Origin of the sequence: Rhizobium anhuiense bv. trifolii (assembly GCF_024346605.1) — a bacterium.
GTDB classification, from domain to species: Bacteria; Pseudomonadota; Alphaproteobacteria; order Rhizobiales; family Rhizobiaceae; genus Rhizobium; species Rhizobium anhuiense.
This window is the reverse complement of the sequence record NZ_CP098803.1, coordinates 2,581,810-2,603,786: the sequence shown is the minus strand read 5'-3', so window position 1 is coordinate 2,603,786 and position 21,977 is coordinate 2,581,810. Positions and strand designations below refer to the sequence as shown.

Below are 21,977 nucleotides of genomic sequence, written 5' to 3'. Positions count from 1 at the left end.
GCGTTTCCGAGGACGGAGGCGCTGCCGTTGCAACCACCCGCATTCGTTGGCGGGACTGGACAAGGAGAATTTCGATGTCCCAAGCTATTTCCCTGACATTTCCCGATGGTTCCGTGCGCAGCTTCGATGCTGGCGCAACCGGCCGGGATGTCGCTGAATCCATTTCCAAATCGCTCGCCAAGAAGGCGGTCGCCGTCGCAATCGACGGCACCGTGCGCGACCTTTCCGATTCCGTCACGACGGGCAGGATCGAGATCATCACCCGCAACGACGACCGCGCGCTGGAGCTCATCCGCCACGACGCGGCGCACGTCATGGCCGAAGCGGTGCAGGAGCTCTGGCCCGGCACCCAGGTGACGATCGGCCCGGTCATCGAAAACGGCTTCTATTACGACTTCGCCAAGAACGAGCCCTTCACGCCCGACGATCTGCCGAAGATCGAAAACAAGATGAAGGAGATCATCGCCCGCAACGCCGCCTTCACCAAGCAGGTCTGGTCGCGCGAGAAGGCCAAACAGGTATTCGCCGACAAGGGCGAGCAGTACAAGGTCGAGCTCGTCGACGCGATCCCGGCAGGACAGGATCTCAAGATCTATTACCAGGGCGACTGGTTCGACCTCTGCCGCGGCCCGCATATGGCCTCGACCGGCCAGATCGGCAACGCCTTCAAGCTCTTGAAGGTGGCCGGCGCCTATTGGCGCGGCGACAGCAACAATCCGATGCTGAGCCGCATCTATGGCACGGCTTTCGCCGAGCAGTCGGAACTCGACAACTACCTCCACATGCTTGCCGAAGCCGAAAAGCGCGACCACCGCAAGCTCGGCCGGGAAATGGACCTGTTCCATTTCCAGGAGGAAGGCCCGGGTGTCGTATTCTGGCACGGCAAGGGCTGGCGCATTTTCCAGTCGCTGGTCTCCTATATGCGTCGCCGGCTCGCCGTTGATTATGAAGAGGTCAACGCACCACAGGTGCTCGACACAGCGCTCTGGGAAACCTCGGGGCACTGGGGCTGGTATCAGGAAAACATGTTCGCCGTGAAATCGGCGCATGCAATGACGCATCCCGAAGACAAGGAGGCGGATAACCGCGTCTTTGCGCTAAAGCCGATGAACTGCCCCGGCCATGTGCAGATCTTCAAGCATGGCTTGAAGTCCTATCGCGAATTGCCGATCCGTCTCGCCGAATTCGGCCTGGTGCACCGCTACGAGCCTTCGGGCGCGCTGCATGGGCTGATGCGCGTGCGTGGCTTTACGCAGGACGACGCGCACATCTTCTGCACCGACGAGCAGATGGCTGCCGAATGCCTTAAGATCAACGACCTGATCCTGTCGGTCTATGAAGACTTCGGTTTCAAGGAAATCGTCGTCAAGCTTTCTACCCGTCCGGAAAAGCGTGTCGGCTCCGACTCGCTCTGGGATCGTGCGGAAGCCGTCATGACCGATGTGCTGAAGACGATCGAGGCTCAGTCCGAAGGTCGCATCAAGACCGGCATCCTGCCGGGCGAGGGCGCTTTCTACGGGCCGAAGTTCGAATATACGCTGAAGGACGCGATTGGCCGTGAATGGCAGTGCGGCACGACACAGGTCGATTTCAACCTGCCGGAACGCTTCGGGGCCTTCTACATCGACAGCAATTCCGAAAAGACGCAGCCGGTGATGATCCATCGCGCCATCTGCGGCTCGATGGAACGCTTCCTCGGCATCCTGATCGAGAACTTCGCCGGCCATCTGCCGCTCTGGGTATCGCCGCTGCAGGTGGTGGTGGCAACGATCACTTCGGAAGCCGATGCCTATGGCCTCGAAGTGGCCGAGGCGTTGCGCGATGCCGGTCTCAACGTCGAAACCGATTTCCGCAACGAGAAGATCAACTACAAGATCCGCGAGCATTCGGTCACCAAGGTTCCTGTCATCATCGTCTGCGGCAGGAAGGAGGCCGAGGAGCGCACGGTCAACATCCGCCGCCTCGGCAGCCAGGACCAGGTTTCGATGGGGCTCGATGCCGCCGTCGAGAGCCTTACTCTTGAGGCAACGCCGCCCGACATTCGTCGCAAGGCCGAAGCACGGAAAGCCAAGGCGGCCTGAAAATAGCGAGTTACGACAGCGCCGGGCCCTGGCCCGGCGCTGTCGGAAATCTGATATAAAGCCGCACTCTGTCGATGACGCTGCCCGCCGAAGCGCGGCCTTGCCCAAAGGTCTCGGCTGGGCCAAGCCGATCGAGGTTAAATCAATCGAGGCTGGTGTCGTCGCCGCCTTGTGGCGCGAGTTGCTCGTAGGAGGGCAGCGGAGCGACCGGAGCCGGCTGGACGCCCGGCGGTGGCGGTGTGCCAACCGGCACCTGTTGCACTGTGCGAGCCGCGCTCGCCGGCGGCTGCGGCTGCTGGTCCTTCATCAGAACCTCGACATCGGTATTCCTGCCGGCGACGACGGTGAAATCGCGCTGGTAGATCTTGTCCTTGTTGCGGGCGACGGCGGAATAGCCACCTTCGGCGAGAACCATGGTCGGGAAGGCGCTGACGCTTTCGCCGACGCTGTCGCCGGCGGCCGTCAGGATCGACCAGGCCGTATCGGCGATTGCCTCACCGCCGGCATCGGAGACAAGCTTGAAGGTGACCTGCGCGGCGCGATGCTGGATCGTCGCCTCGGTCAGCTTGCCGGCCTCCACCTGGATGTCGGCGCGGATCACGGCGTTGACGTTGCCGTACTCGGAAACGATGTGATAAGTGCCGGCATTGAGGCGGACGATGGTATTCGGCGAGACATCGGCAACGACGAGGCCACGCTCGCCATCGTCGCGCACTTCCGAGGAATAGATCGAGAAGCTCAACTGGTCGGGGCGGATGCGGGCATCGGTGCCGGAGACGGCATTGAGCAGCAGGCCGCCGGCATCGAGCACCATCACCTGCTTGTCGACATCGCCTTCAGCCGGCACGGTCAGCTTCTTGGTGACGCCGGCGCGGCCAAAGGAAACGTTGACGAAATAATCGCCGGGGGCGAGCTGAAAGGCGGCGGGTCCGCCCTTGGCGCTGGCGATCAGCGGCAGTTTGCCGTCGGTTCCGGCGATCGGGCTGAAGACGTACCAGGAGAGGCCTTCCTCCACCGGCGTGCCGTCCGCCGTCAGCTTGGCCTCCATCGGGACGTCACGCAGTTTGACCCCTTCAGGCGCATTGCCAGGCGCGATGAAAGCATCGAGCTTCGGCATCTTCGGCGTCGATTCAAGCTGTTTGAATTCCTTGAAGGCATCCTGAGCGCCGGCGCCCAAGGGCGTCAGTATCATCAGGGCAATGGCAAGGCCGATGCGTGCAAAAGGCGAAATGCCAAACATCTGTTTCGTGAACCGATTGACTTCTGAAATCGCAAAGGCCACTTCAAGACCAACGCGATGGCAAATTCAAGACCCACCCTTCGCAGCAGCATTAAAATGAGAGTTTCTCCCGCATGAAATCCGATATCAAGCTGATTGATTACCTCGCCGTGCGCCGCTCCATCCCCGCTTTCCAGATGTGTGAACCAGGCCCTGAGAAGGCCGAAATCGAGGAGATCCTGCGGCTTGCCTCGCGGGTTCCCGATCATGGCAAGATCGCGCCCTGGCGCTTCATCGTCTATCGTGGAGAGCAGCGCGCCCGTCTCGGTGAGGAGCTTCTGACCTTGGCGCTCAAGGCAAAGCCCGACCTTTCCGAAGAGATGATCCAGGTCGAGCGCACCCGTTTCACCCGCGCGCCCGTGGTCGTCGCCGTCGTCAGCAAGGCGGGGCCGCATATCAAGATCCCGGAATGGGAGCAGTTGATGTCGGCCGGTGCGCTTTGCCTCAACGTCATCCTCGCCGCCAATGCCAGTGGTTATGTCGCCAATTGGCTGACGGAGTGGTTCGCCTATGACCAGCGCGCTTATCCGCTGCTCGGCGTCGGTCCGGATGAAAAGGTGGCGGGCTTCATCCATATCGGCTCGACCACATTTCCAGCCATCGAGCGGCCGCGGCCGGAGCTTGCCGATACCGTAACCTGGGTCGGTGGAGAAGACTGATGTTCTACGCCACCGACGGGAACCGGCACGGGCTCGCGCATGATCCGTTCAAGGCGATCGTGTCGCCGCGTCCGATCGGCTGGATCGGCAGCAAGGGCAGGGACGGTTCGATCAATCTCGCGCCCTATTCCTTCTTCAATGCCGTTGCCGACCGGCCGAAGCTGGTGATGTTTTCTTCCGCCGGGCGTAAACACAGCCAGCGCAATGCCGCCGAGACCGGCGTCTTCACCTGCAATTTCGTCAGCCGCGATCTTGCCGAGAAGATGAACCTCTCCTCGGCGGCACTGCCCTACGGCAACAGTGAATTCGACTTCGCCGGTCTGACGCCGAAGCAGGCCGAACTGATCGATGCGCCCTATGTCGGCGAGGCCTTCGCAGTGCTCGAATGCAGGGTTACCGAGATCATCGAGCCGAAGACGCTGTCGGGTGAACCGTCCGAAAACGTCCTTGTCTTCGGCGAAGTGGTCGGCATCCGCATCGACGAGGCGATCGTCAGGGACGGCCGCCTCGACATGTCGATCGCCCGCCCTGTCGCCCGCATGGGCTATATGGATTACAGCGAGGGCAGCGATGTTTTCGAGATGGTCCGGCCGCAATTGCCGCCGATTGATGGCTAATCAAGGCATGCAAAGGCTTAAGAAACATGGTGAACCAATCTTAAACCTTTTGCCGCTACCGTCGCAGCATTGAATGGAGCGCGAGGGAATCGCGTTCAAGTGCTGGGGCGTCGCGTGATCGTAGAAGCTTTCCTTCGTTGGATCGAAACGGCCAAGACGGGTGACCGGGCCCGGGCCGCAAACGCGCTCGGGCGAGCCTATCTGCAGTCCGAGATGTCTGCGGATGAGCGAGCGGCGGCTGAGATGGCGATGACCTTTCTTCTCGACGATCCGTCGCCGCGCGTGCGGCTGGCGCTGGCCGAGGCGATCGCCTGGTCGCCCGATGCGCCGCGCAGCCTGATCCTTTCGCTTGCCGAGGACCAGCCGGAAGTCGCCTGCCACGCAGTGACCTGTTCGCCGCTTTTGAGCGATGCCGATCTCGTCGATCTCGCCGCCCGCGGCAATGGCGCCACCCGCATGCTGATCGCCGCCAGAGCGCATGTGACGCGCCCGGTTTCCGCCGCGCTTGCCGAGGTTGGTGACGAGGAAGAACTGCTGTGCCTGCTCGAGAATGACGGCGCGGTGATCTCCAGCCTTTCGTTGAAACGCATCGCCGAACGGCTCGGCGACTGCTGCGATATCCGCAACCTGCTTCTCGACCGCAGCGATCTTCCGGCCGATGCCCGCCAGCTGCTGACCCAACATGTCAGCAATGCGCTGGTCGGGCTACCGCTGGCGCAGGCGGCTATCGGCCTGCAGCGGCTCCAGCGCATCAGCCGCGAGGCGACCGAGGCTGCCATCGTTTCGATCGCCGGCGATATCGCGCCGCGCGAAATACCCGATCTCGTCCAGCATCTGCGACTCAACGGCCGGCTGACGCCATCCTTCCTGATGCATGCGCTCTGTGCCGGAAAGGTCGACTTCTTCGCCGGCGCGATCGTCGATCTCACAGGCTGCAGCGAGCGCCGGGTGCGCTCGATCCTGGCAACCGGGCGCATGCATGCGGTGCGCGCGCTCTACGAGTCCGCCGGCCTGCCGAGAGATATTAGTGTCATCTTCGTCGAGGCGACGATGCTGTGGCGCGACGCCGCCAGAAAAGCGCCGGGCAGCGTGCTCGGCAATGTCTGCGGCCGTCTTCTGGAAAAGTTCCGCCATCACGACGCGCATGGCGCGATCGGTGAACTGCTGGACATGGTGGAAAAACTCCACGTCACCGAACAGCGACAATCCGCCCGTGTTTATGCGGCGCTCGCTGCGGCCTAAAGCGCGTCGCGATCTTCAAATTCGCTTGCCGGACTTCAGGTCTTTGTTTCCGCCCGTCTTTTGGCGCAAAACCGCTGCACAGTTTTGCGCGACATGCTCTAATCGGCGAGCCGTGTCACCACCCAGGAATAGCTGGTGGAGACAAAATGCACCGGCTTGGTGAGCGTGTCCTTGACGCTCTTGCCGGAAGGCAGATGGTCGCGCACCTGCTGGGCAATATTATCGGCAAAACCAAGCAGTCCCTGCGGACGCTGTTCTGTCGCTTCAACAACAGCCGGCGGAGCGGGCGCCGGTTTCGGCGGCTCGGCGGCGGCAACGGTCTTCGGGGCCTCGCACACCGCGATTACCGAGGGATAATTGACATTCACATAGGTCTTCAGCCGGCGCTCGGCTTCGGCATCGCAGGCGGCAACGGTTTCCCAGCGTTTATCGACCGTCGCGAGATAATTGCACTGGCTGATGGAATCATCGCAGCCGAGAATGGTCATCGCGATCAGCACCGCTTGCATATTCTGCTTCCTTGACTATTGAGCATGTCATCGTCTTAGACGGCGCAATTCCAACCGAATGAAGGCAACGGGATTAACTCTTTGTCATGTCGGCAAAAATTGTGTCCCAGTGCCAGCAGGGAGTCAGCATGTCCGTCACCATCGCCCTGGAGCCGCCGCGTCAGGCGGGTGTCATCCGGCTTCTCGATCTTTCCGATGCCTATGCGCAATCGCTCTATCCCCCTCAGAGCAACCATCTGGTCGACCTCTCCTTGCTGGAGAAACCTTCGGTGAGCTTCCTCGTCGCACGCAGCGACAATGTGATCGTCGGCTGCTGCGCGCTGGTCGAGGCCGGCGACGGCACGGCTGAGATCAAGCGCATGTTCGTCGATCCAGAGGCGAGGGGGCTGAGGATCGCCAGCGGACTGGTGAATGCGCTGGAAGCGATCGCCGGGGAAAAGCAGCTGACGGCGATCCGGCTCGAAACCGGCATCTACCAGCCCGAGGCGATCAGCCTCTACCGCAAATACGGATATCGGGAAATCGAGCCTTTCGGCGCTTACCTGCCGGATCCGCTCAGCCTGTTCACGGAAAAGCGGCTGGGATGATCACCCGCTAGGGCGGGGTGACGATTTAACAGTCAGGGATTCCCAGGCTGGAGCAAATCAGATTCCACACCGACTTTTGCAGGTCGGTGATGGATTGCGACGCACTTCGAGATGATCGATGGGAGCGTATCAGCGGCTTTGTGCCGGGTCGAACCAAAGGCAAGCGCGGTTCCCGCACGGACAATCGAGCATTTTTGGAGGGGGTATGAGCGATGTGTGCGGGAGCAAATTCGCGGCCGAATCTGGTCCTCACTTGCGCAATCGGTTTGGTCGAATCTGCCACGGCAGCCCCCATTATCATCTCGATTAGTACCAATCTTTGGGGAAAAGCTGCCCAAAATAGCTAAATTCAGAAAAAAATTTCGATTCCGCCTTCGACGGCAGGAATCCAGTCACGCCCACTAGCTTTTTCTAATGTTTTCAATGGACGCATTTCGCTATAGTTGCAGAAAGAATAATTCGCGGTACGCGAGACATATATTTTGCCACATTTTGGGCGACTCGAAATTCACCAAATATTTCAAACCGTAACTTCGGATCGATTTAGATAATGTGGCAGCAATATGGCTATACTTCTCAAGCACTTACTGTCGCGTTGCTGTTGCGCCCTCCAAAACGTCGCCCTATAACCTCCCGCCGTAACGCCTGATTAACTAAAAATAGTAACCGGCAAAGACAACGCTAAGGTTGAGGAACAAGAACATGACGACATACTACGTAGCGACGACCGGCAGCGGCGGTAACGGCAGTGCCTCGTCTCCTTTTCGCACGATCAGCGAGGCAATGGCTGCAAACCTTAAACCCGGCGACGAGGTCGTGGTGAAGCCGGGGACCTACAACGAGAGCATCAACATCGACAAGGACGGCTCGGCGGCTGGCGACATCACGCTGCGCTCGGAAGTGCCTGGCGCAGCACTGATCCGTCCGCCCTCGGGCTCGTACACCGGGATCAGCGTCAACGCCAACTACGTGACAATCGACGGCTTCGACATCAAGGGCGGCAACGGCGACGGCATCGAAGCGAACAACGTCCATCACGTCTCAATTCTCAACAACAAGGTCCACGACAGCGGGGAGTCGGGCATTCAGTTCAACTATTCTGACTTCGTCAAGATCGTAGGGAACGAGACCTACAATAACGCGTCGTCGGGCTGGTACTCGGGCATCTCGATCTACGAGAACCGGAACATCACCGGCGATACCTCGACGACCGGCTACCGGAATATCGTGCAGAACAACATCTCGCACGACAACGTCACGAAGTCGGGTGCACACACCGATGGCAACGGCATCATCATCGACGATTTCCAGAGCACGCAGGCGAGCGGTCATCCGAACTACACGTTTAAGACCCTGGTCGACAACAACCTGGTCTACGAGAACGGCGGCAAAGGCATCCAGGTTGCCTGGAGCGACTCCGTCACGGTGCAAAACAACACCGCATACCACAACAATCAGGACCCGCTGAACGACGGCACCTGGCGCGGCGAACTCAGCAACGCGCAGTCGAGCAATAACACCTGGGTCAACAACATCGCCGTAGCGGACCCATCGGTGAACAAGAACAACACTGCGGTCGATAACACGTCGTACGGCGGCTACACCAACGCCAACACCGTCTGGGCCAACAACATCACCTACAATGGGACGGCCGGCCAGTCCTCGGTCAGGACTGACGGCGGCAACGCGATGCCGAGCACGGCGAACGGCAATAAGCTCGGCGTCGACCCGAAATTCCTGGGGGCAGCGAGCGGCGACTTCCACCTCGGCTCCGGCTCGTCGGCGATCGACGGCGGAACCAACAAGTACGGCGTCGGCTCGGTCGATCTGGACGGCCACGCTCGCGTCGTTGGAACTGTCGATATGGGTGCCTACGAATCGGGCTCCAGCGCGGCACCGGGAACGCCAACCACGCCGACGAATCCGACGACGCCAACTACACCGACGAACCCGACCACGCCAACCACGCCAACTACGCCGACGACAAAGGAATTCGTCGGCACCAACGGCAACGACATCCTGCCACACACCGGTCAGTCCAACGGCGGCAACGAAACCTTCAAGGGTCTCGGCGGTAGTGACGTGTTGAAGGGCGGCGCCGGCGCGGACGTGCTCGACGGTGGTAGTGGCACCGACACGGCCAGCTATGCAGGCTCCGGCGCGGTCAACGTCAACCTGGCGACTAAGGCCGCATCGGGCGGGCAAGCCACCGGTGACAAGATCGCCAGCATCGAAAACTTGACTGGCTCCAGCTACAACGACGTGCTGACTGGCGGCAATGGCGGCAGCAACATTCTCAATGGCGGGGCTGGCGCGGACAAGCTCAGCGGCGGCGCCGGCGGGGACGTCCTCAATGGTGGTGCCGACAACGACACGGCCGGCTATGCGGGTTCTGGCGGGGTCAACGTCAATTTGGCGACTGGGGCCGCATCGGGTGGGTATGCCACCGGTGACAAGTTCGTCAGCATCGAAAACTTGACTGGCTCCAGCTACAACGACGTGCTGACCGGCAATAGCGGCAGCAACGTTCTCGATGGCGGGGCCGGCGCGGACAAGCTCAGCGGCGGCGCCGGCACGGACGTCCTCATCGGTGGTGCCGGAAAGGACATCATGACCGGCGGTATCAGCTCGGATACGTTTGTCTTCAAAACAGCGGCGGAAGCCGGGTCCGGCTCGACCCGCGACGTCATCACCGACTTCCAGCACGGCGTCGATAAGATCGATCTCCTGGCGATCGATGCGAATGGCTCTGCACAGGGCAATGGAGCCTTCCATTTCCTGGCGCAGGAGGGTGCCTCTTTCGACCACAAGGCCGGCGCGCTCACTTGGCACTATGAAGACAAAGCTGATGCTACCGTTGTCCAGGGCGACCTGAACGGCGACGGTGTTCAGGACTTCCAGGTTCAGCTGCATGGCCACGTCCAGCTGGGGGCAGGCGATTTTCTCCTGTAACGATATCCGTTGTGGCGGTCGTTCGATCGCCACAACAATCGCGCTAGCGATCTGAAAATATGTCAATGGCAGAGTAATAACCAGCCACGCGACGCGCAAAAATCGGTTACTCGGCGCGCGGATGAGTCCACCGGGAGGGCGTAGCCCGAGCGGGGTTCCCATCCGCGCGCTGCGATTTTTCGACGGGTGTCAGCCGGCCTTTCGGGCGCGGCTTTGCGCGAGGCGATAGCTGTCGCCGTTCATCTCGCGGATGTTGACTTGGTGGGTGATGCGGTCCAGCAGAGCGTCGATCAGGCGCTCAGATCCCAAGGTCTCGGTCCATTCGTCGAACGGAAGGTTGCTGGTGATCAACGTGGCAGCCGTGCGCGGTGTTGCGAGATCAGTTCGAACAATAATTCCGCACCGGGCCATATTGCGATTGCGGCGAGCTTGACGAACCTCATGAAGTTGACGAGCAGCTTGTCGTATCGGGTTGCGACGCGTCGAAGTCGTATGGGATGGAATGCTTACGCGTCGGATTGCATGGGATGACAGCTTCGGCATCCAGATTGCTGATGACTTGGCGCAATGCATTAGAATCATAGGCTTTATCGGCGAGAACGCGGCCAGCTTGGAGTCCTTCGAGCAAGGCTGAGGCCTGGGTGACATCGGCGCGCTGGCCGGGAGTGAGGATGATCCTGAGGGGCAGCCCTCTGCCATCGGTGGCCATGTGGACTTGGTGGTCAGTCCTCCTCGGGAGCGTCCCAAAGCCTGGTCCCCTTTTTGGCTGCCATCCTTTCCGGTGGCCGCCTGCTGGTGGGCGCGCACCAGCGAAGAATCGAGGGCGACATAGTCGTTGTCGGGATCCTGGACGAGATGATCGAACGCCGTCTCCCAGACGCCCGCCTTGGCCCACCGGTGAAGCGCTTGTGGACTGTCTTGTACTTGCCGTAGCGCTCAGGCAGGTCATGCCAATGGGCTCCAGACCGCAACACTCACAAAACCGCGTTGACAAACAAAAGGTTATCGGCCCCGAATCGGCTAGGATCTCTGGGCTTGCCCGGCAAAAGATCGCAGATACGACGCCAGTGAGATGCCGGCGCTTGGCCATCTGAAGTCTCCAAATCAATCAATCCGGAGACCTATGCATCACACATGAAGCCTGACGTGAATCCTGAATGTCGATTGGACCTACGGCAGGTTCAGCCTTCGGCAACGCGCGGGATCGGTTTCGACGAGCCGGGGATTGCCGGCGGGGCCTGTTCGTCGATGAGGAGCTGCGGCCCCGTCTCGCTCTTGTCGGCATTGCGGGCCTCGTGGATCCATTCGCGCCAGATGGCGACGATCAGCGCCATCAGCACCGGGCCGATGAAGAGGCCGAGGAAACCCATTGTCTTGACGCCGCCGACGAGGCCGAAGAAGGTCGGCAGGAAGGGCAGCTTGATCGGACCGCCGACGAGCTTCGGCCGCAGCGTCTTGTCGACGATGAAAAGTTCGACCGTACCCCAGACGAAAAGACCGATGCCGGCGACATGCGAGCCGCTGGCCAGCAGATAGACGGAGACCAGCGTGAAGGAGAGCGGCGCGCCGCCCGGTATCAGCGCCATCACGCCCGTCAGCACGCCGAGGGTGACCGGCGACGGCACGCCGGCGATCCAATAGGCGAGCCCGAGCACGATGCCTTCGCCGATCGCGATCAGCGTCATGCCCATGACGGTGGAGCTGATCGTCGCCGGCACGACCCGGGAAATGCGTTCCCAGCGGTTCGGCAGGATGCGCTCGCCGAGCATGTCGATCTGCTTGGAAAAGGAGAAACCGTCGCGATAGACGAAGAACAGCGCGATCAGCATGAAGAGCAGCGTCAGCAGCAGATGGAAGGCGCCGCCGCCGGCCGCAAGCACGGCACGATAGATATTGCCGATATTGGCGCCGCTGACCGCCTGAATGACCTCACCCAGGGCGCCGGGACTGCCGATATATTTGGTCCAGGCTTCATCGAGATAGGCGCCGGCCAAAGGCAGCGCGACGATCCAGTCCGGTGTCGGGGCGCCGGCGCGGTTGGCGTGGATCGCCCAGGTGACCCAGGTGCGCACTTCGCCCGTTGTATAAGTGACCGCAAGCCCGATCGGGATGACCAGGAAGGTGATGATCATGATGATGGCGATGGTGGCGGCGATCGTCGTGTTGCCGCCGACGCGGGCAAGAAGCTTACGGTAGAGTGGCCAGCTGGCAAAGCCGATGACGAGGGCTGCGAGCACCGGCACGAGGAAGCCGTAGAAGAAATAAACGCCGGCGGCGACGATCAGAACCAGCAGCCAGCGCGCCGCCGAGATGGAGGGAATCAGCGGCGTGCGTGTTTGCGCCGACGATCCGAGCCATCGCGGTTCATGATTGTTTTTCTGACGGTCGAATACACCCACGCGCGCCTCTTCTTATTCTTGTACTCTGGTTATGGGCCATGATCCCGACGGTTTCAAGGTCCGCAACGTGAAAGCGTATACAAAGCGTCGCTATTCGACTCTCAGAATCGAACGTCTTACTACTGCGGACGGCGCAAGACCTTGAAGGCGTAGAATTGCGTCTTTTGGCTGGGCGAGAAATTATTGTCAGAGCCGAGAATGAGGACATCGGCGCCGTCCTTGGCCTTGCCCAGCGACATGGCCTCGATATTGTCGGGAACAAGGCCGATGGCCCTCAGATCAAGGACCTGGCTCTTGTGGGCAGGGACGACGCGCTGGTCGTTTTTGGCGAGTGACGGGATGGCTGATACGTCGGTGGCATCGGCCAGATCCATCATCATGATCTTGATGGTGTTACCGAAGCCCTGGGCATAGCTGCGCTCGACGGCGAGCAGCCGATGATCGTCGAGGGCAAGCATCTCGGACATGCCGTTGTCATTGCCGCCTTCGGCCTTGGTGGCGGCCTGCGGGATCGGCGAGACGGGGTAGACGTACTGAGCCTTCGGCTCACCGGTGGCGCCGTCGTAACGGATGATGCGCGACAGGCTGCCCGACGTCAGTGAGGGGTTCGGGCCGTCCTGGTAGAGGGCAGCTTCGACGCCGACGAAAACATCGCCCGAGGGCGCGACTGCGAGATCCTCGAAGGCGAGGTTGTCGCGGATGCCGGTCGACTTGTCGGCGGTCGGCGCAAAGCCCTCCGGCAGCTTGAATTCGCGGACGAAGGAACCGTCCGGCGAAGCGACGCGGACGAAGGGTGCAAGCAACGCCTTGCCGTCGCCTTCGCTGCCCCAATAGATGCCGTCCTTGCCGAGGCGGATCGATTCCGGATCGACGGTCCTGGCAGCGAAGGGCTCGCCGTTCTTATCTTTCAAAGTGACTTGCTTGACCACCAAAACGCTCTTGAGACCCGATGCGTCGACATCGACGTCGAGTTCATAGAAGCGGGCAGGGCCTCTTTCCGAGCGGTCGTCGCTGATGGCGATGTAGTGACCGGTGGCGGCATCGAAATCGAGACCTGATATGCCGCCGAATTCGACGCCGTTTTCCATATGGCCCGTGGGGATGACAAATTCGCCGAGATAGGAGAGCGAAATGCCGGCGGCGCAATCGCCGAAGGGGCAGGCAGTCTCGACGGTGGCGCCGATCTCGGTGGCGCTGACGGTGACGGTGCTGGACAGGAAAACGAAAGCGGCAGCCGCGAGAAAACGCTTGGTCATGACAAATATCCGGCAAGGGGTTTGAAAACGGTTCGAAACGGCGCCGCCGCTCCCTCAAGGGGAACGCGCGCCGACCGCTTCATGCGCCGGTTGTTTGAAGGAGTTGTTACGGTTCTTCGTCAGTTCCGTGAAATCGTCGATGCTAAAATGCGATGCGCCGAACCGTTTTCACCCGTACCACAAGCGCATTCAGCCCTTTCGATCTAGAGTGCATTTTTATCACATTGTTTCTCCTAATGCGGGAAAAACAGAAATTACCTTGCAATTGCAAATTCAATTTGTAGTCTTCTTTTTGAGGTCATCGGCGCTGAATTGCAACTTCGCAGATGGTATCTGTGATCAACGTGAGAGACCAGCGAGGCGGCAGATCAACGCTCGGGTCTCAGCAACTCTGACGTCCGAGCCGAGATTTCCGACGTAGATGGCAGAGGCTTGGCGAGGTCACGGCTGTACCCGGCATGCCGGTCGAAGCTTTCATACAGACCAAGGCGCGGACTGCTGGCCTATCTGACGAAGCCGTTCATGGATCAGGTCGCACGGGCGCTCAAGGAAGAATAAGAAAGATGCGGCGCTTTGATCAAAGACCAGGGGAAGACAGGCTCCTGACCACTGCCGACGCATTAGCCCGTTCCGTATTCCCTGCGGCTGCGCGTCCCGGTCCGAGCGATACGCAGGATCTAGGTCACGGTGCAGGTCAAGCGAAAGACCGCTTTATCTTTCTGGATGAGCTTCGAGGACTGGCTGCGCTATCAGTGGTTCTCTTGCATGCCAGCCAGCTTTTCAGCTTTCGGCTCAACTCCCACCCCTCCTTGGCCGTGGATTTCTTCTTTTGCCTGAGTGGCTTCGTTCTCGCAAATGGATACGACCAAAAGCTAAAGGCGGGTGCTCTGGGGAGCAGGGCATTCTTGCTGAAGCGCGTGGTACGGCTTTATCCCATGATGGTGGTTGGCGTCGCCTTGGGCGTCCTCGCGTCGCAATTTGCTTTGACGCCCAATATTGCTCTCGCCGAGGTCTCGATTCTTGCTGTGGGCGCATTATTCCTATTGCCCCTGGGGCTCTTGGTAGGGCAGGAGGCCTTCGCGATCAACAACCCACTCTGGTCCATCTGCTTTGAAATGGTCGCTAGCGTGGTTTACGGCTCAGTCGCTCACCGTCGGATACATTTTTGGCATGAGATAGCGGTCTTCGCGTTGTTGGCCGCAGCGCTTTTCCAAGTTGTCATGTTCGAGGGTGCTATCGGGCCGGTTGGTTTTGCGAACTGGCGAGCATTCTTCGAAGGATTTGTCAGGGTCGGCTTTTCGTTTCTTGCCGGCGTCTTGATCTTCCGCTGGAATATCCATCGTCGCGTCGGGGCTGTTCCACCTCAGATCCCGCTTTTCGTCCTGATCGCCGTGCTATTTTTCCCCTTTGCCGTCCCGAGTGACGTCTACGATTTCACTTGCATCGCGGTCTTAATTCCGATCGTGGTCACGCTAGCTTCAGCAGTACCGCAGGGCGCGGAGCGGCCGTTCGCTGTCTATCTCGGGCAGTTGTCTTATCCCCTGTATGTCGTCCATCTGCCTGTTATTCAGTTCGGCGATCATTTCCAATACCTCACCGATGGCTTCATTCCATTGCCGGTCACGGTGAGCGGGACGCTCCTGGTCGCTGTCGGGGTGGCACATTTTCTGCACGGTTGCTTCGATGCGCCCCTTCGCGCGTACTTGGGCCGCAAGTTTCTCTTGAACTAGTTTAATTGCTCTCAAGCCGGTCATTGCTTTTTGGACACGGCTCGGTCCCATGAGCGCGATTATTGAAGCAAACTAGCTGGCAGGTATCGCCCTGCTCTAGATATCGAGGTTCTCCGCGAAGGCCGCGCGCTCCTGGATGAAGCGGAAGCGGGCTTCCGGTTTTGTGCCCATCAGATCGTCGACGGCGCTGCGGGTGCCTTCGAAATCCACCTCGTCGATCAGCACCTTGAGCAGGGTGCGCTTGGACGGGTCCATGGTGGTTTCCTTGAGCTGGGCGGGCATCATCTCGCCGAGACCTTTGAAGCGGCTGATCTCGACCTTGGCCTTGCCCTTGAATTCCGTCTGCATCAGCTCGGCACGATGGTTGTCGTCGCGGGCATAGGCGGATTTCGAGCCTTGGGTGATCTTGTAAAGGGGCGGCACGGCGAGGAAGAGGTGGCCGCCGCGCACCAGTTCCGGCATCTCCTGATAGAAGAAGGTGATGAGCAGCGAGGCGATATGGGCGCCGTCGACGTCGGCATCGGTCATGACGATGATGCGCTCGTAGCGCAGGTCTTCGTCGCGGTATTTCGAGCGTGTGCCGCAGCCGAGCGCCTGGATGAGATCGGCGAGCTGCTGGTTGGCGCCGAGTTTTTCGCGGCCGGCGCTGGCCACGTTGAGGATCTTGCCGCGCAGCGGCAGAATGGCCTGGTTGGCGCGGTTGCGCGCCTGCTTGGCCGAACCGCCTGCCGAATCGCCCTCGACGATGAAGAGTTCGGCACCCTCGGCGGTGTTCTGCGAGCAGTCGGCGAGCTTGCCGGGCAGGCGCAATTTACGCACCGCCGTCTTGCGGTTGACTTCCTTTTCCTTGCGGCGGCGCAGACGCTCCTCGGCGCGCTCGATCACCCAGTCGAGCAGCTTGGCTGACTCGTTCGGATTGTCGGCAAGGTAATGGTCGAAGGGATCGCGCAGCGCATTCTCGACGATGCGCTGGGCCTCGACGGTGGCAAGCTTGTCCTTGGTCTGGCCGACGAATTCCGGCTCGCGGATGAACACCGACAGCATGCCGACGGCCGAGATCATGACGTCATCGGTGGTGATCTGGGCGGCGCGCTTGTTCTGCGTCAGCTCGGCATAGGCTTTCAGGCCCTTGGTCAGCGCGATGCGCAGGCCGGCCTCATGCGTGCCGCCTTCGGGGGTCGGGATGGTGTTGCAGTAGGAATGCACCTGCGGATCGCCGCCATACCAAGTGATCGCCCATTCCATCGAGCCGTGGCCGCTCACCTTCTCGGTCTTGCCGGCGAAGATCTCGCGGGTGACGGTGAACTCCTTGCCCATCGTCGCCTGCAGGTAATCCTTCAGGCCGCCGGGGAAGTGGAAGACGGCCTTGTCGGGCACTTCGGAGCCTTCGGGCAGCACGCCCGGCTCGCAGCTCCAGCGGATTTCGACGCCGCCGAACAGATAGGCCTTCGAGCGCGCCATGCGAAAGACGCGGGCGGCATCGAACTTCATGTGATCCCCAAAGATCTGGGGATCGGGATGGAAGCGCACGCGGGTGCCGCGGCGATTGTGGACGTCGCCCAGCTCTTCGAGCCCACCCTGCGGCAGGCCGCGGGAGAAACGCTGGCGGTAGAGCTTGCGGTTGCGCGCCACTTCGACCTCGAGGTCGTCGGAAAGCGCGTTGACGACGGAGACGCCGACGCCGTGCAGGCCGCCCGAGGTCTCGTAGGCCTTGCCGTCGAATTTGCCACCGGCATGCAGCTTGGTCATGATGACTTCGAGAGTCGACTTGCCCGGCACCTGCGGATGGTTCTCGACCGGGATGCCGCGGCCGTTGTCGGAGACGGTGAGATAACCCTCGAGATCAAGATAGACCTCGATGAAATTGGCGTGGCCGGCGACCGCCTCGTCCATCGCATTGTCGATGACTTCGGCAAACAGGTGGTGCAGCGCCTTTTCATCGGTGCCGCCGATATACATGCCCGGGCGCATGCGCACCGGCTCGAGGCCTTCGAGGACGCGGATCGACGAGGCACCGTATTCATCCGAGTTGGAGGCGGCGGGCGCCGGACGCGCTGACGCCCCGCCAGCAGAGGGCGCTGCAGCGACGGCGGGCGCAGCCGTTACCGACGGCCGCTCGGCCAGAGCGGCAGGCTTCTGCGCCTCCTCGCGTTTTTCAGAGAGGGGCATTCCGGAAAAAAGGTCGTTGCTATCGTCCATGGAGCCGTTCAGATCTTCATCCTGTCTTAGGTCTGGCATTCCCGTCGACCCAAAATCACCGCATTTCATGCCACGTTTGCGAATCAGGCAGATTTTGCCAGAAAGCACCTCTATACGCGACACCGCCTGACTTGGCGGGTTTTTCCCAAATGATTTGCGTTGCCGGGCGCGGAATGGCAAGCGGCGGCAGGCTTCAGGAACCATCCGAATGCGAATGTCCACAAGTCATTGCACCATCATCACCGCAATTGCGGCGTTTTTCTTGTCCGCAGCCATCCTGTCCGCCGGTGCTGCGCAGGCAGCCGATGCGCTGCCGCCCTTCAAGGACGATCTGTTTTCGAAGCAGACCGTGCTGCAGACCGGCGATGACGGCGCCTTCGAGGTCATCGACTATGACGAGATGCGCGATATCAACGGCCGCGACCAGATCCCACAAAAACGGGTGCAGCAGAAATATGTGGCGCTCGGCATCCGCAAGGTCCAAGCGGACGAGACGCTGTCTCTCGATGGCGCCAAGCTCGATGTCACCAGGGTGGGACCGGCCGGGAATGCCGCCTTCACGGTGATCTTCATCCATGGCCGCGACGGCGACCGGCGGCTGGGGGCCAACGACTACAGTTTCGGCGGCAATTTCAACCGGCTGAAGAACCTCGTCGCCGGCAATGGCGGCGTTTATTATTCGCCGACGGTCAGGAGTTTCGACAGCAGCGGCGTTGCCGCAATTGCCGGCCTGATCCGTTATGCCGGCGCGCAATCGCCCGGCCGGCCGATCATCCTTTCCTGCGCCTCGATGGGCAGCCAGGTCTGCTGGGGCATTGCGCGCGACGCTGACAGCGTCAAGCGGCTGAAGGGCATGCTTGTCATGAGCGGGGTCACTGACCCTGATTTCACAAAGAGCGCCTTTTACAAGGCGAAGCTGCCGCTGTGGTTTGCCCATGGCAGCCGCGACCCGGTCTACGCCGCCGCTAACCAGCAGGCGCTGTTCGAAAACCTGCACAAGGCGAAATATCCGACACGCTTCACACTGTTTCAGACCGGCAATCACGGGACGCCGATCCGGATGATCGACTGGCGTATCGTGTTGAATTGGATTCTTGCCAGTTAGCGGCTGGTTTTCGGCAGAAATATACGCGGGATCGCCGAGATTCCCCTTACGTCAAGGGCATGATGCTTTTCTTTGCCGCGCGCTTTTGATATTGCCCAAGGCATAAGCAGATTTTGGAAGGCTGGCATGACCCCTGACGTGCGCCCGCTTGTGGCGGGAAACTGGAAAATGAACGGCATGCGTGCCTCCCTGGATCAGATCAAGGCGATCGCCGAGGGCGTTCGTTCGCCGCTGGCCGACAAGGTGGAAGCGCTGATCTGCCCGCCGACGACGCTGCTCTATGTGGCAACGGCGCTCTGCACCGACAGCCCGCTGGCGATCGGCGCTCAGGACTGCCATCAGAAGCCATCCGGCGCCCATACCGGCGACATTTCGGCCGAGATGATTGCCGATTGTTTCGGCACCTATGTCATCGTCGGCCATTCCGAGCGGCGCACCGACCATGCCGAAACGGATCATCTGGTCCGCGCCAAGGCGGAAGCCGCCTTCGCCGCGGATCTGACGGCGATCATCTGCATCGGCGAGACGGCGGATGAACGCCGGACCGGCCAGGCGCTCGATGTCATCAAACGCCAGCTTTCCGCCTCGGTTCCGGACGCTGCCACCGCCGAGAACACCGTCATCGCCTACGAGCCGATCTGGGCGATCGGCACCGGTGTGACGCCGACATCGGGCGATGTCGAAAAGGCGCACGCCTTCATGCGGGCAGAGCTTGTGGCCCGCTTCGGCGATGAAGGTCGCAAGATGCGTCTGCTCTACGGCGGCTCGGTCAAGCCGGCCAATGCCGGGGAGCTGATGGGCATCGCCAATGTCGACGGCGCGCTGATCGGCGGGGCGAGCTTGAAAGCGGCAGACTTCCTCGCCATCTACCGGGCCTATGAGGCGCTGCTCGCCTGAGGCATTGTTTATTCCTGGGTTTATTCGTTTATTCCAGGGCGTATTCCGGGCCGAAGGGCTTGGAATAGATCAAAGCCTCATGTAAAGAGCCGCCAGAATTCTTAACTTTGTCCGTCTCCAGGCGGGCAGGACTGGACCCATGCAGACAGTATTGATTGTCATCCATCTCATGATCGTGCTCGCCCTCGTCGGCGTCGTGCTCATCCAGCGCTCGGAAGGCGGCGGCCTCGGCATCGGCGGCGGTTCGGGCTTCATGTCGGCCCGCGGCACGGCTAATGCGCTGACGCGCACGACCGCGATCCTTGCGACCCTGTTCTTCCTGACTTCGCTCGGCCTCGGCATTCTGACGCGTTACGAAGGCCGCCCGAGCGATATTCTCGACCGCATTCCGGCAACAAGCGGCCAGGGCAACGGTATTCTCGATTCGCTCGGTGGCGGCGCACAGGCTCCGGCAAGTCAGCCGGCCGGCAACGGCGTTCCGAGCAGCGGGGCTGCGACGCCCGCACCGCAGGCTCCCGCCGCTCAAGCTCCTGTAACTGGCGCTCCGGCGACTCAGGCCCCGGCAGCTACCGCACCTGCAACGACTACCCCGGCAGTTCCGGCCGCGCCGGCTCAGCCCTCCGGTGTCCCGACGGGACAATAAACCGGTCTTCGACATAAACCGCCGGCAGGCCCTCGGGTCTGCCGGTTTTCTTTTGTTCAGATTCCCGCGTCACGCTCCGAAAGTTCTGGAAAAGAATTTTTGGGCTGGTGGAATCGTTTTTGAAAAGGTATCCGGTGAATCCCATGGCGCGATACGTATTCATCACTGGCGGCGTGGTTTCCTCTCTCGGAAAAGGAATCGCGGCCGCGGCTCTCGGAGCGTTGCTGCAGGCCCGTGGATATCGGGTCCGGCTTCGCAAGCTCGATCCCTATCTGAACGTGGACCCGGGCACGATGAGCCCGACCCAGCACGGCGAGGTCTTCGTCACCGACGACGGCGCGGAAACCGATCTCGATCTCGGTCACTACGAACGCTTCACGGGGCGTTCGGCGACCAAGACCGACAACATCACCACCGGCCGCATCTACAAGAACATCATCGACAAGGAACGGCGCGGCGACTATCTCGGCGCGACGGTGCAAGTCATCCCGCACGTCACCAACGAGATCAAGGATTTCGTTGTCGAGGGCAATGACGACTACGACTTCGTCATCTGCGAGATCGGCGGTACGGTCGGCGACATCGAGGCGATGCCGTTCATGGAGGCGATCCGCCAGCTCGGCAACGACCTGCCGCGCGGCACCGCTGTCTATGTCCACCTGACGCTCATGCCCTATATTCCGGCGGCCGGCGAGCTCAAGACCAAGCCGACCCAGCATTCGGTGAAGGAACTGCAGGCGCTCGGCATTCATCCCGATATCCTGCTGGTGCGCGCCGACCGCGAAATTCCGGAGGCAGAGCGCCGCAAGCTGTCGCTGTTCTGCAACGTGCGTCCGTCCGCCGTCATCCAGGCGCTCGACGTCGCCAACATCTATGACGTGCCGATGGCCTACCACCGGGAAGGTCTCGACGACGAAGTGCTCGCCGCATTCGGCATCGAGCCGGCGCCGAAGCCGCGCCTCGACCAGTGGGAAGAGGTCTGCAACCGGATCCGCACGCCGGAAGGCGAGGTAACGATCGCGATCGTCGGCAAATACACCGGCCTCAAGGATGCCTATAAGTCGCTGATCGAGGCGCTGCATCACGGTGGCATCGCCAATCGCGTCAAGGTCAAGCTCGAATGGATCGAATCCGAGGTCTTCGAAAAGGAAGATCCGGCGCCTTATCTCGAAAAGGTGCACGGCATCCTCGTGCCGGGCGGCTTCGGTGAGCGCGGTTCGGAAGGCAAGATCCATGCGGCCCGCTTTGCCCGCGAGCGCAAGGTGCCGTATTTCGGCATCTGCTTCGGCATGCAGATGGCGGTGATCGAGGCGGCGCGCAATCTTGCCGATGTGCCGGCCGCATCCTCGACGGAATTCGGCCCGACGAAAGAGCCGGTGGTCGGCCTGATGACCGAATGGATCAAGGGCAACGAGCTGCAGAAGCGGACAGCGGCCGGCGATCTCGGCGGCACGATGCGCCTTGGCGCCTACAAGGCGGCGCTGAAGAAGGGCACGAAGATCTCGGAGATTTATGGCTCGACCGATATTTCCGAGCGTCATCGCCATCGCTATGAGGTCAATATCGACTACAAGGACCGGCTGGAGAACTGCGGCCTCGTCTTCTCCGGCATGTCGCCGGACGGCGTGCTGCCGGAGACGATCGAATATCCCGATCATCCCTGGTTCATCGGCGTGCAGTATCACCCGGAACTGAAGAGCCGGCCGCTCGACCCGCATCCGCTGTTTGCCAGCTTCATCGAAGCGGCGACGGAACAGAGCCGTCTCGTCTGATGAAAGTCGCACCAGATCGCGCGGTTAGGCGCGATCTGGATTAGGTCCGG

16 protein-coding genes and 2 pseudogenes are annotated in these 21,977 nt (G+C 61.0%); 11 read left to right on the top strand and 7 right to left on the bottom strand.

Translation table 11 applies throughout. The annotated features are described in order from the left end of the window. Nucleotides 1–74 precede the first annotated feature (74 nt). Nucleotides 75–2,081: a threonine--tRNA ligase gene (gene thrS / locus NE851_RS21565; protein ID WP_254957493.1), complete on the top strand. Its 2,007-nt coding sequence runs from the start codon at nt 75–77 to the stop codon at nt 2,079–2,081. A gap of 142 nt (nt 2,082–2,223) precedes the next feature. Here the strand turns inward: thrS and NE851_RS21560 are convergent, their stop codons facing one another. Further along, a complete protein-coding gene (locus tag NE851_RS21560) occupies nt 2,224–3,321 on the bottom strand; it encodes an RgsD C-terminal domain-containing protein (RefSeq protein ID WP_097544327.1) in 1,098 nt (365 codons plus the stop codon). A gap of 113 nt (nt 3,322–3,434) precedes the next feature. Here NE851_RS21560 and NE851_RS21555 point away from each other — a divergent pair, with 113 nt between their 5' ends. The 3 genes from NE851_RS21555 to NE851_RS21545 all read left to right on the top strand — a co-directional run bounded on the left by NE851_RS21555 (nt 3,435) and on the right by NE851_RS21545 (nt 5,878). Next, a complete protein-coding gene (locus tag NE851_RS21555) occupies nt 3,435–4,019 on the top strand; it encodes a nitroreductase family protein (protein WP_063473941.1) in 585 nt (194 codons plus the stop codon). Beyond that, nucleotides 4,019–4,636 (top strand): flavin reductase family protein, encoded by a 618-nt coding sequence (locus NE851_RS21550; RefSeq protein WP_097544326.1) that lies wholly within the window; start codon nt 4,019–4,021, stop codon nt 4,634–4,636. The genes NE851_RS21555 and NE851_RS21550 overlap by 1 nt, the downstream gene beginning before the upstream one ends. A gap of 99 nt (nt 4,637–4,735) precedes the next feature. After that, complete coding sequence (locus NE851_RS21545) at nt 4,736–5,878, top strand: DUF2336 domain-containing protein (RefSeq protein ID WP_254957487.1); 1,143 nt, start codon at nt 4,736–4,738, stop codon at nt 5,876–5,878. Nucleotides 5,879–5,976: 98 nt separating this feature from the next. Here NE851_RS21545 and NE851_RS21540 read toward each other — a convergent pair whose 3' ends face one another. After that, a complete protein-coding gene (locus tag NE851_RS21540) occupies nt 5,977–6,387 on the bottom strand; it encodes a hypothetical protein (RefSeq protein ID WP_047615269.1) in 411 nt (136 codons plus the stop codon). Nucleotides 6,388–6,515: 128 nt separating this feature from the next. On the opposite strand from NE851_RS21540, the gene NE851_RS21535 reads away from it, so the two are divergent. Beyond that, nucleotides 6,516–6,974, top strand: a complete 459-nt coding sequence (locus tag NE851_RS21535) for a GNAT family N-acetyltransferase (protein WP_254957483.1) — start codon at nt 6,516–6,518, stop codon at nt 6,972–6,974. Between the two features lie 702 nt (nt 6,975–7,676). Continuing rightward, the gene (locus tag NE851_RS21525; RefSeq protein ID WP_097623420.1) at nt 7,677–9,926 is read left to right on the top strand and encodes a M10 family metallopeptidase C-terminal domain-containing protein; all 2,250 of its coding nucleotides are present in this window, start codon (nt 7,677–7,679) and stop codon (nt 9,924–9,926) included. A gap of 189 nt (nt 9,927–10,115) precedes the next feature. Here the strand turns inward: NE851_RS21525 and NE851_RS21520 are convergent. From NE851_RS21520 to NE851_RS21505, 4 genes and pseudogenes are all read right to left on the bottom strand, one after another. Continuing rightward, nucleotides 10,116–10,333: pseudogene (locus tag NE851_RS21520) on the bottom strand (ATP-binding protein); the annotation flags it as partial. After that, nucleotides 10,334–11,029 (bottom strand): annotated as a pseudogene (locus NE851_RS21515) (IS5 family transposase); the annotation flags it as partial. It abuts the pseudogene before it with no gap. Nucleotides 11,030–11,107: 78 nt separating this feature from the next. After that, nucleotides 11,108–12,325 carry an AI-2E family transporter gene (locus NE851_RS21510; RefSeq protein WP_047615262.1) on the bottom strand — a complete coding sequence of 406 codons (1,218 nt, stop codon included), beginning with the start codon at nt 12,323–12,325 and terminating at the stop codon, nt 11,108–11,110. Nucleotides 12,326–12,444: 119 nt separating this feature from the next. After that, a complete protein-coding gene (locus NE851_RS21505) occupies nt 12,445–13,581 on the bottom strand; it encodes an esterase-like activity of phytase family protein (protein WP_254957480.1) in 1,137 nt (378 codons plus the stop codon). Nucleotides 13,582–14,144: 563 nt separating this feature from the next. On the opposite strand from NE851_RS21505, the gene NE851_RS21500 reads away from it, so the two are divergent. Continuing rightward, nucleotides 14,145–15,311 carry an acyltransferase family protein gene (locus tag NE851_RS21500; protein ID WP_254957478.1) on the top strand — a complete coding sequence of 389 codons (1,167 nt, stop codon included), beginning with the start codon at nt 14,145–14,147 and terminating at the stop codon, nt 15,309–15,311. Between the two features lie 96 nt (nt 15,312–15,407). Here NE851_RS21500 and parE read toward each other — a convergent pair whose 3' ends face one another. Continuing rightward, nucleotides 15,408–17,510, bottom strand: a complete 2,103-nt coding sequence (parE, locus tag NE851_RS21495; protein WP_097544316.1) for a DNA topoisomerase IV subunit B — start codon at nt 17,508–17,510, stop codon at nt 15,408–15,410. Between the two features lie 208 nt (nt 17,511–17,718). On the opposite strand from parE, the gene NE851_RS21490 reads away from it, so the two are divergent. From NE851_RS21490 to pyrG, 4 genes are all read left to right on the top strand, one after another. Further along, complete coding sequence (locus NE851_RS21490; RefSeq protein WP_254957476.1) at nt 17,719–18,615, top strand: alpha/beta hydrolase; 897 nt, start codon at nt 17,719–17,721, stop codon at nt 18,613–18,615. Nucleotides 18,616–18,741: 126 nt separating this feature from the next. Continuing rightward, nucleotides 18,742–19,512 (top strand): triose-phosphate isomerase, encoded by a 771-nt coding sequence (tpiA, locus tag NE851_RS21485; RefSeq protein WP_097544314.1) that lies wholly within the window; start codon nt 18,742–18,744, stop codon nt 19,510–19,512. A 139-nt stretch (nt 19,513–19,651) separates the two neighbouring features. Then, complete coding sequence (secG, locus tag NE851_RS21480; RefSeq protein ID WP_097594461.1) at nt 19,652–20,155, top strand: preprotein translocase subunit SecG; 504 nt, start codon at nt 19,652–19,654, stop codon at nt 20,153–20,155. A 143-nt stretch (nt 20,156–20,298) separates the two neighbouring features. Continuing rightward, the gene (gene pyrG, locus NE851_RS21475; RefSeq protein ID WP_047615254.1) at nt 20,299–21,927 is read left to right on the top strand and encodes a CTP synthase; all 1,629 of its coding nucleotides are present in this window, start codon (nt 20,299–20,301) and stop codon (nt 21,925–21,927) included. Nucleotides 21,928–21,977: the final 50 nt, after the last annotated feature.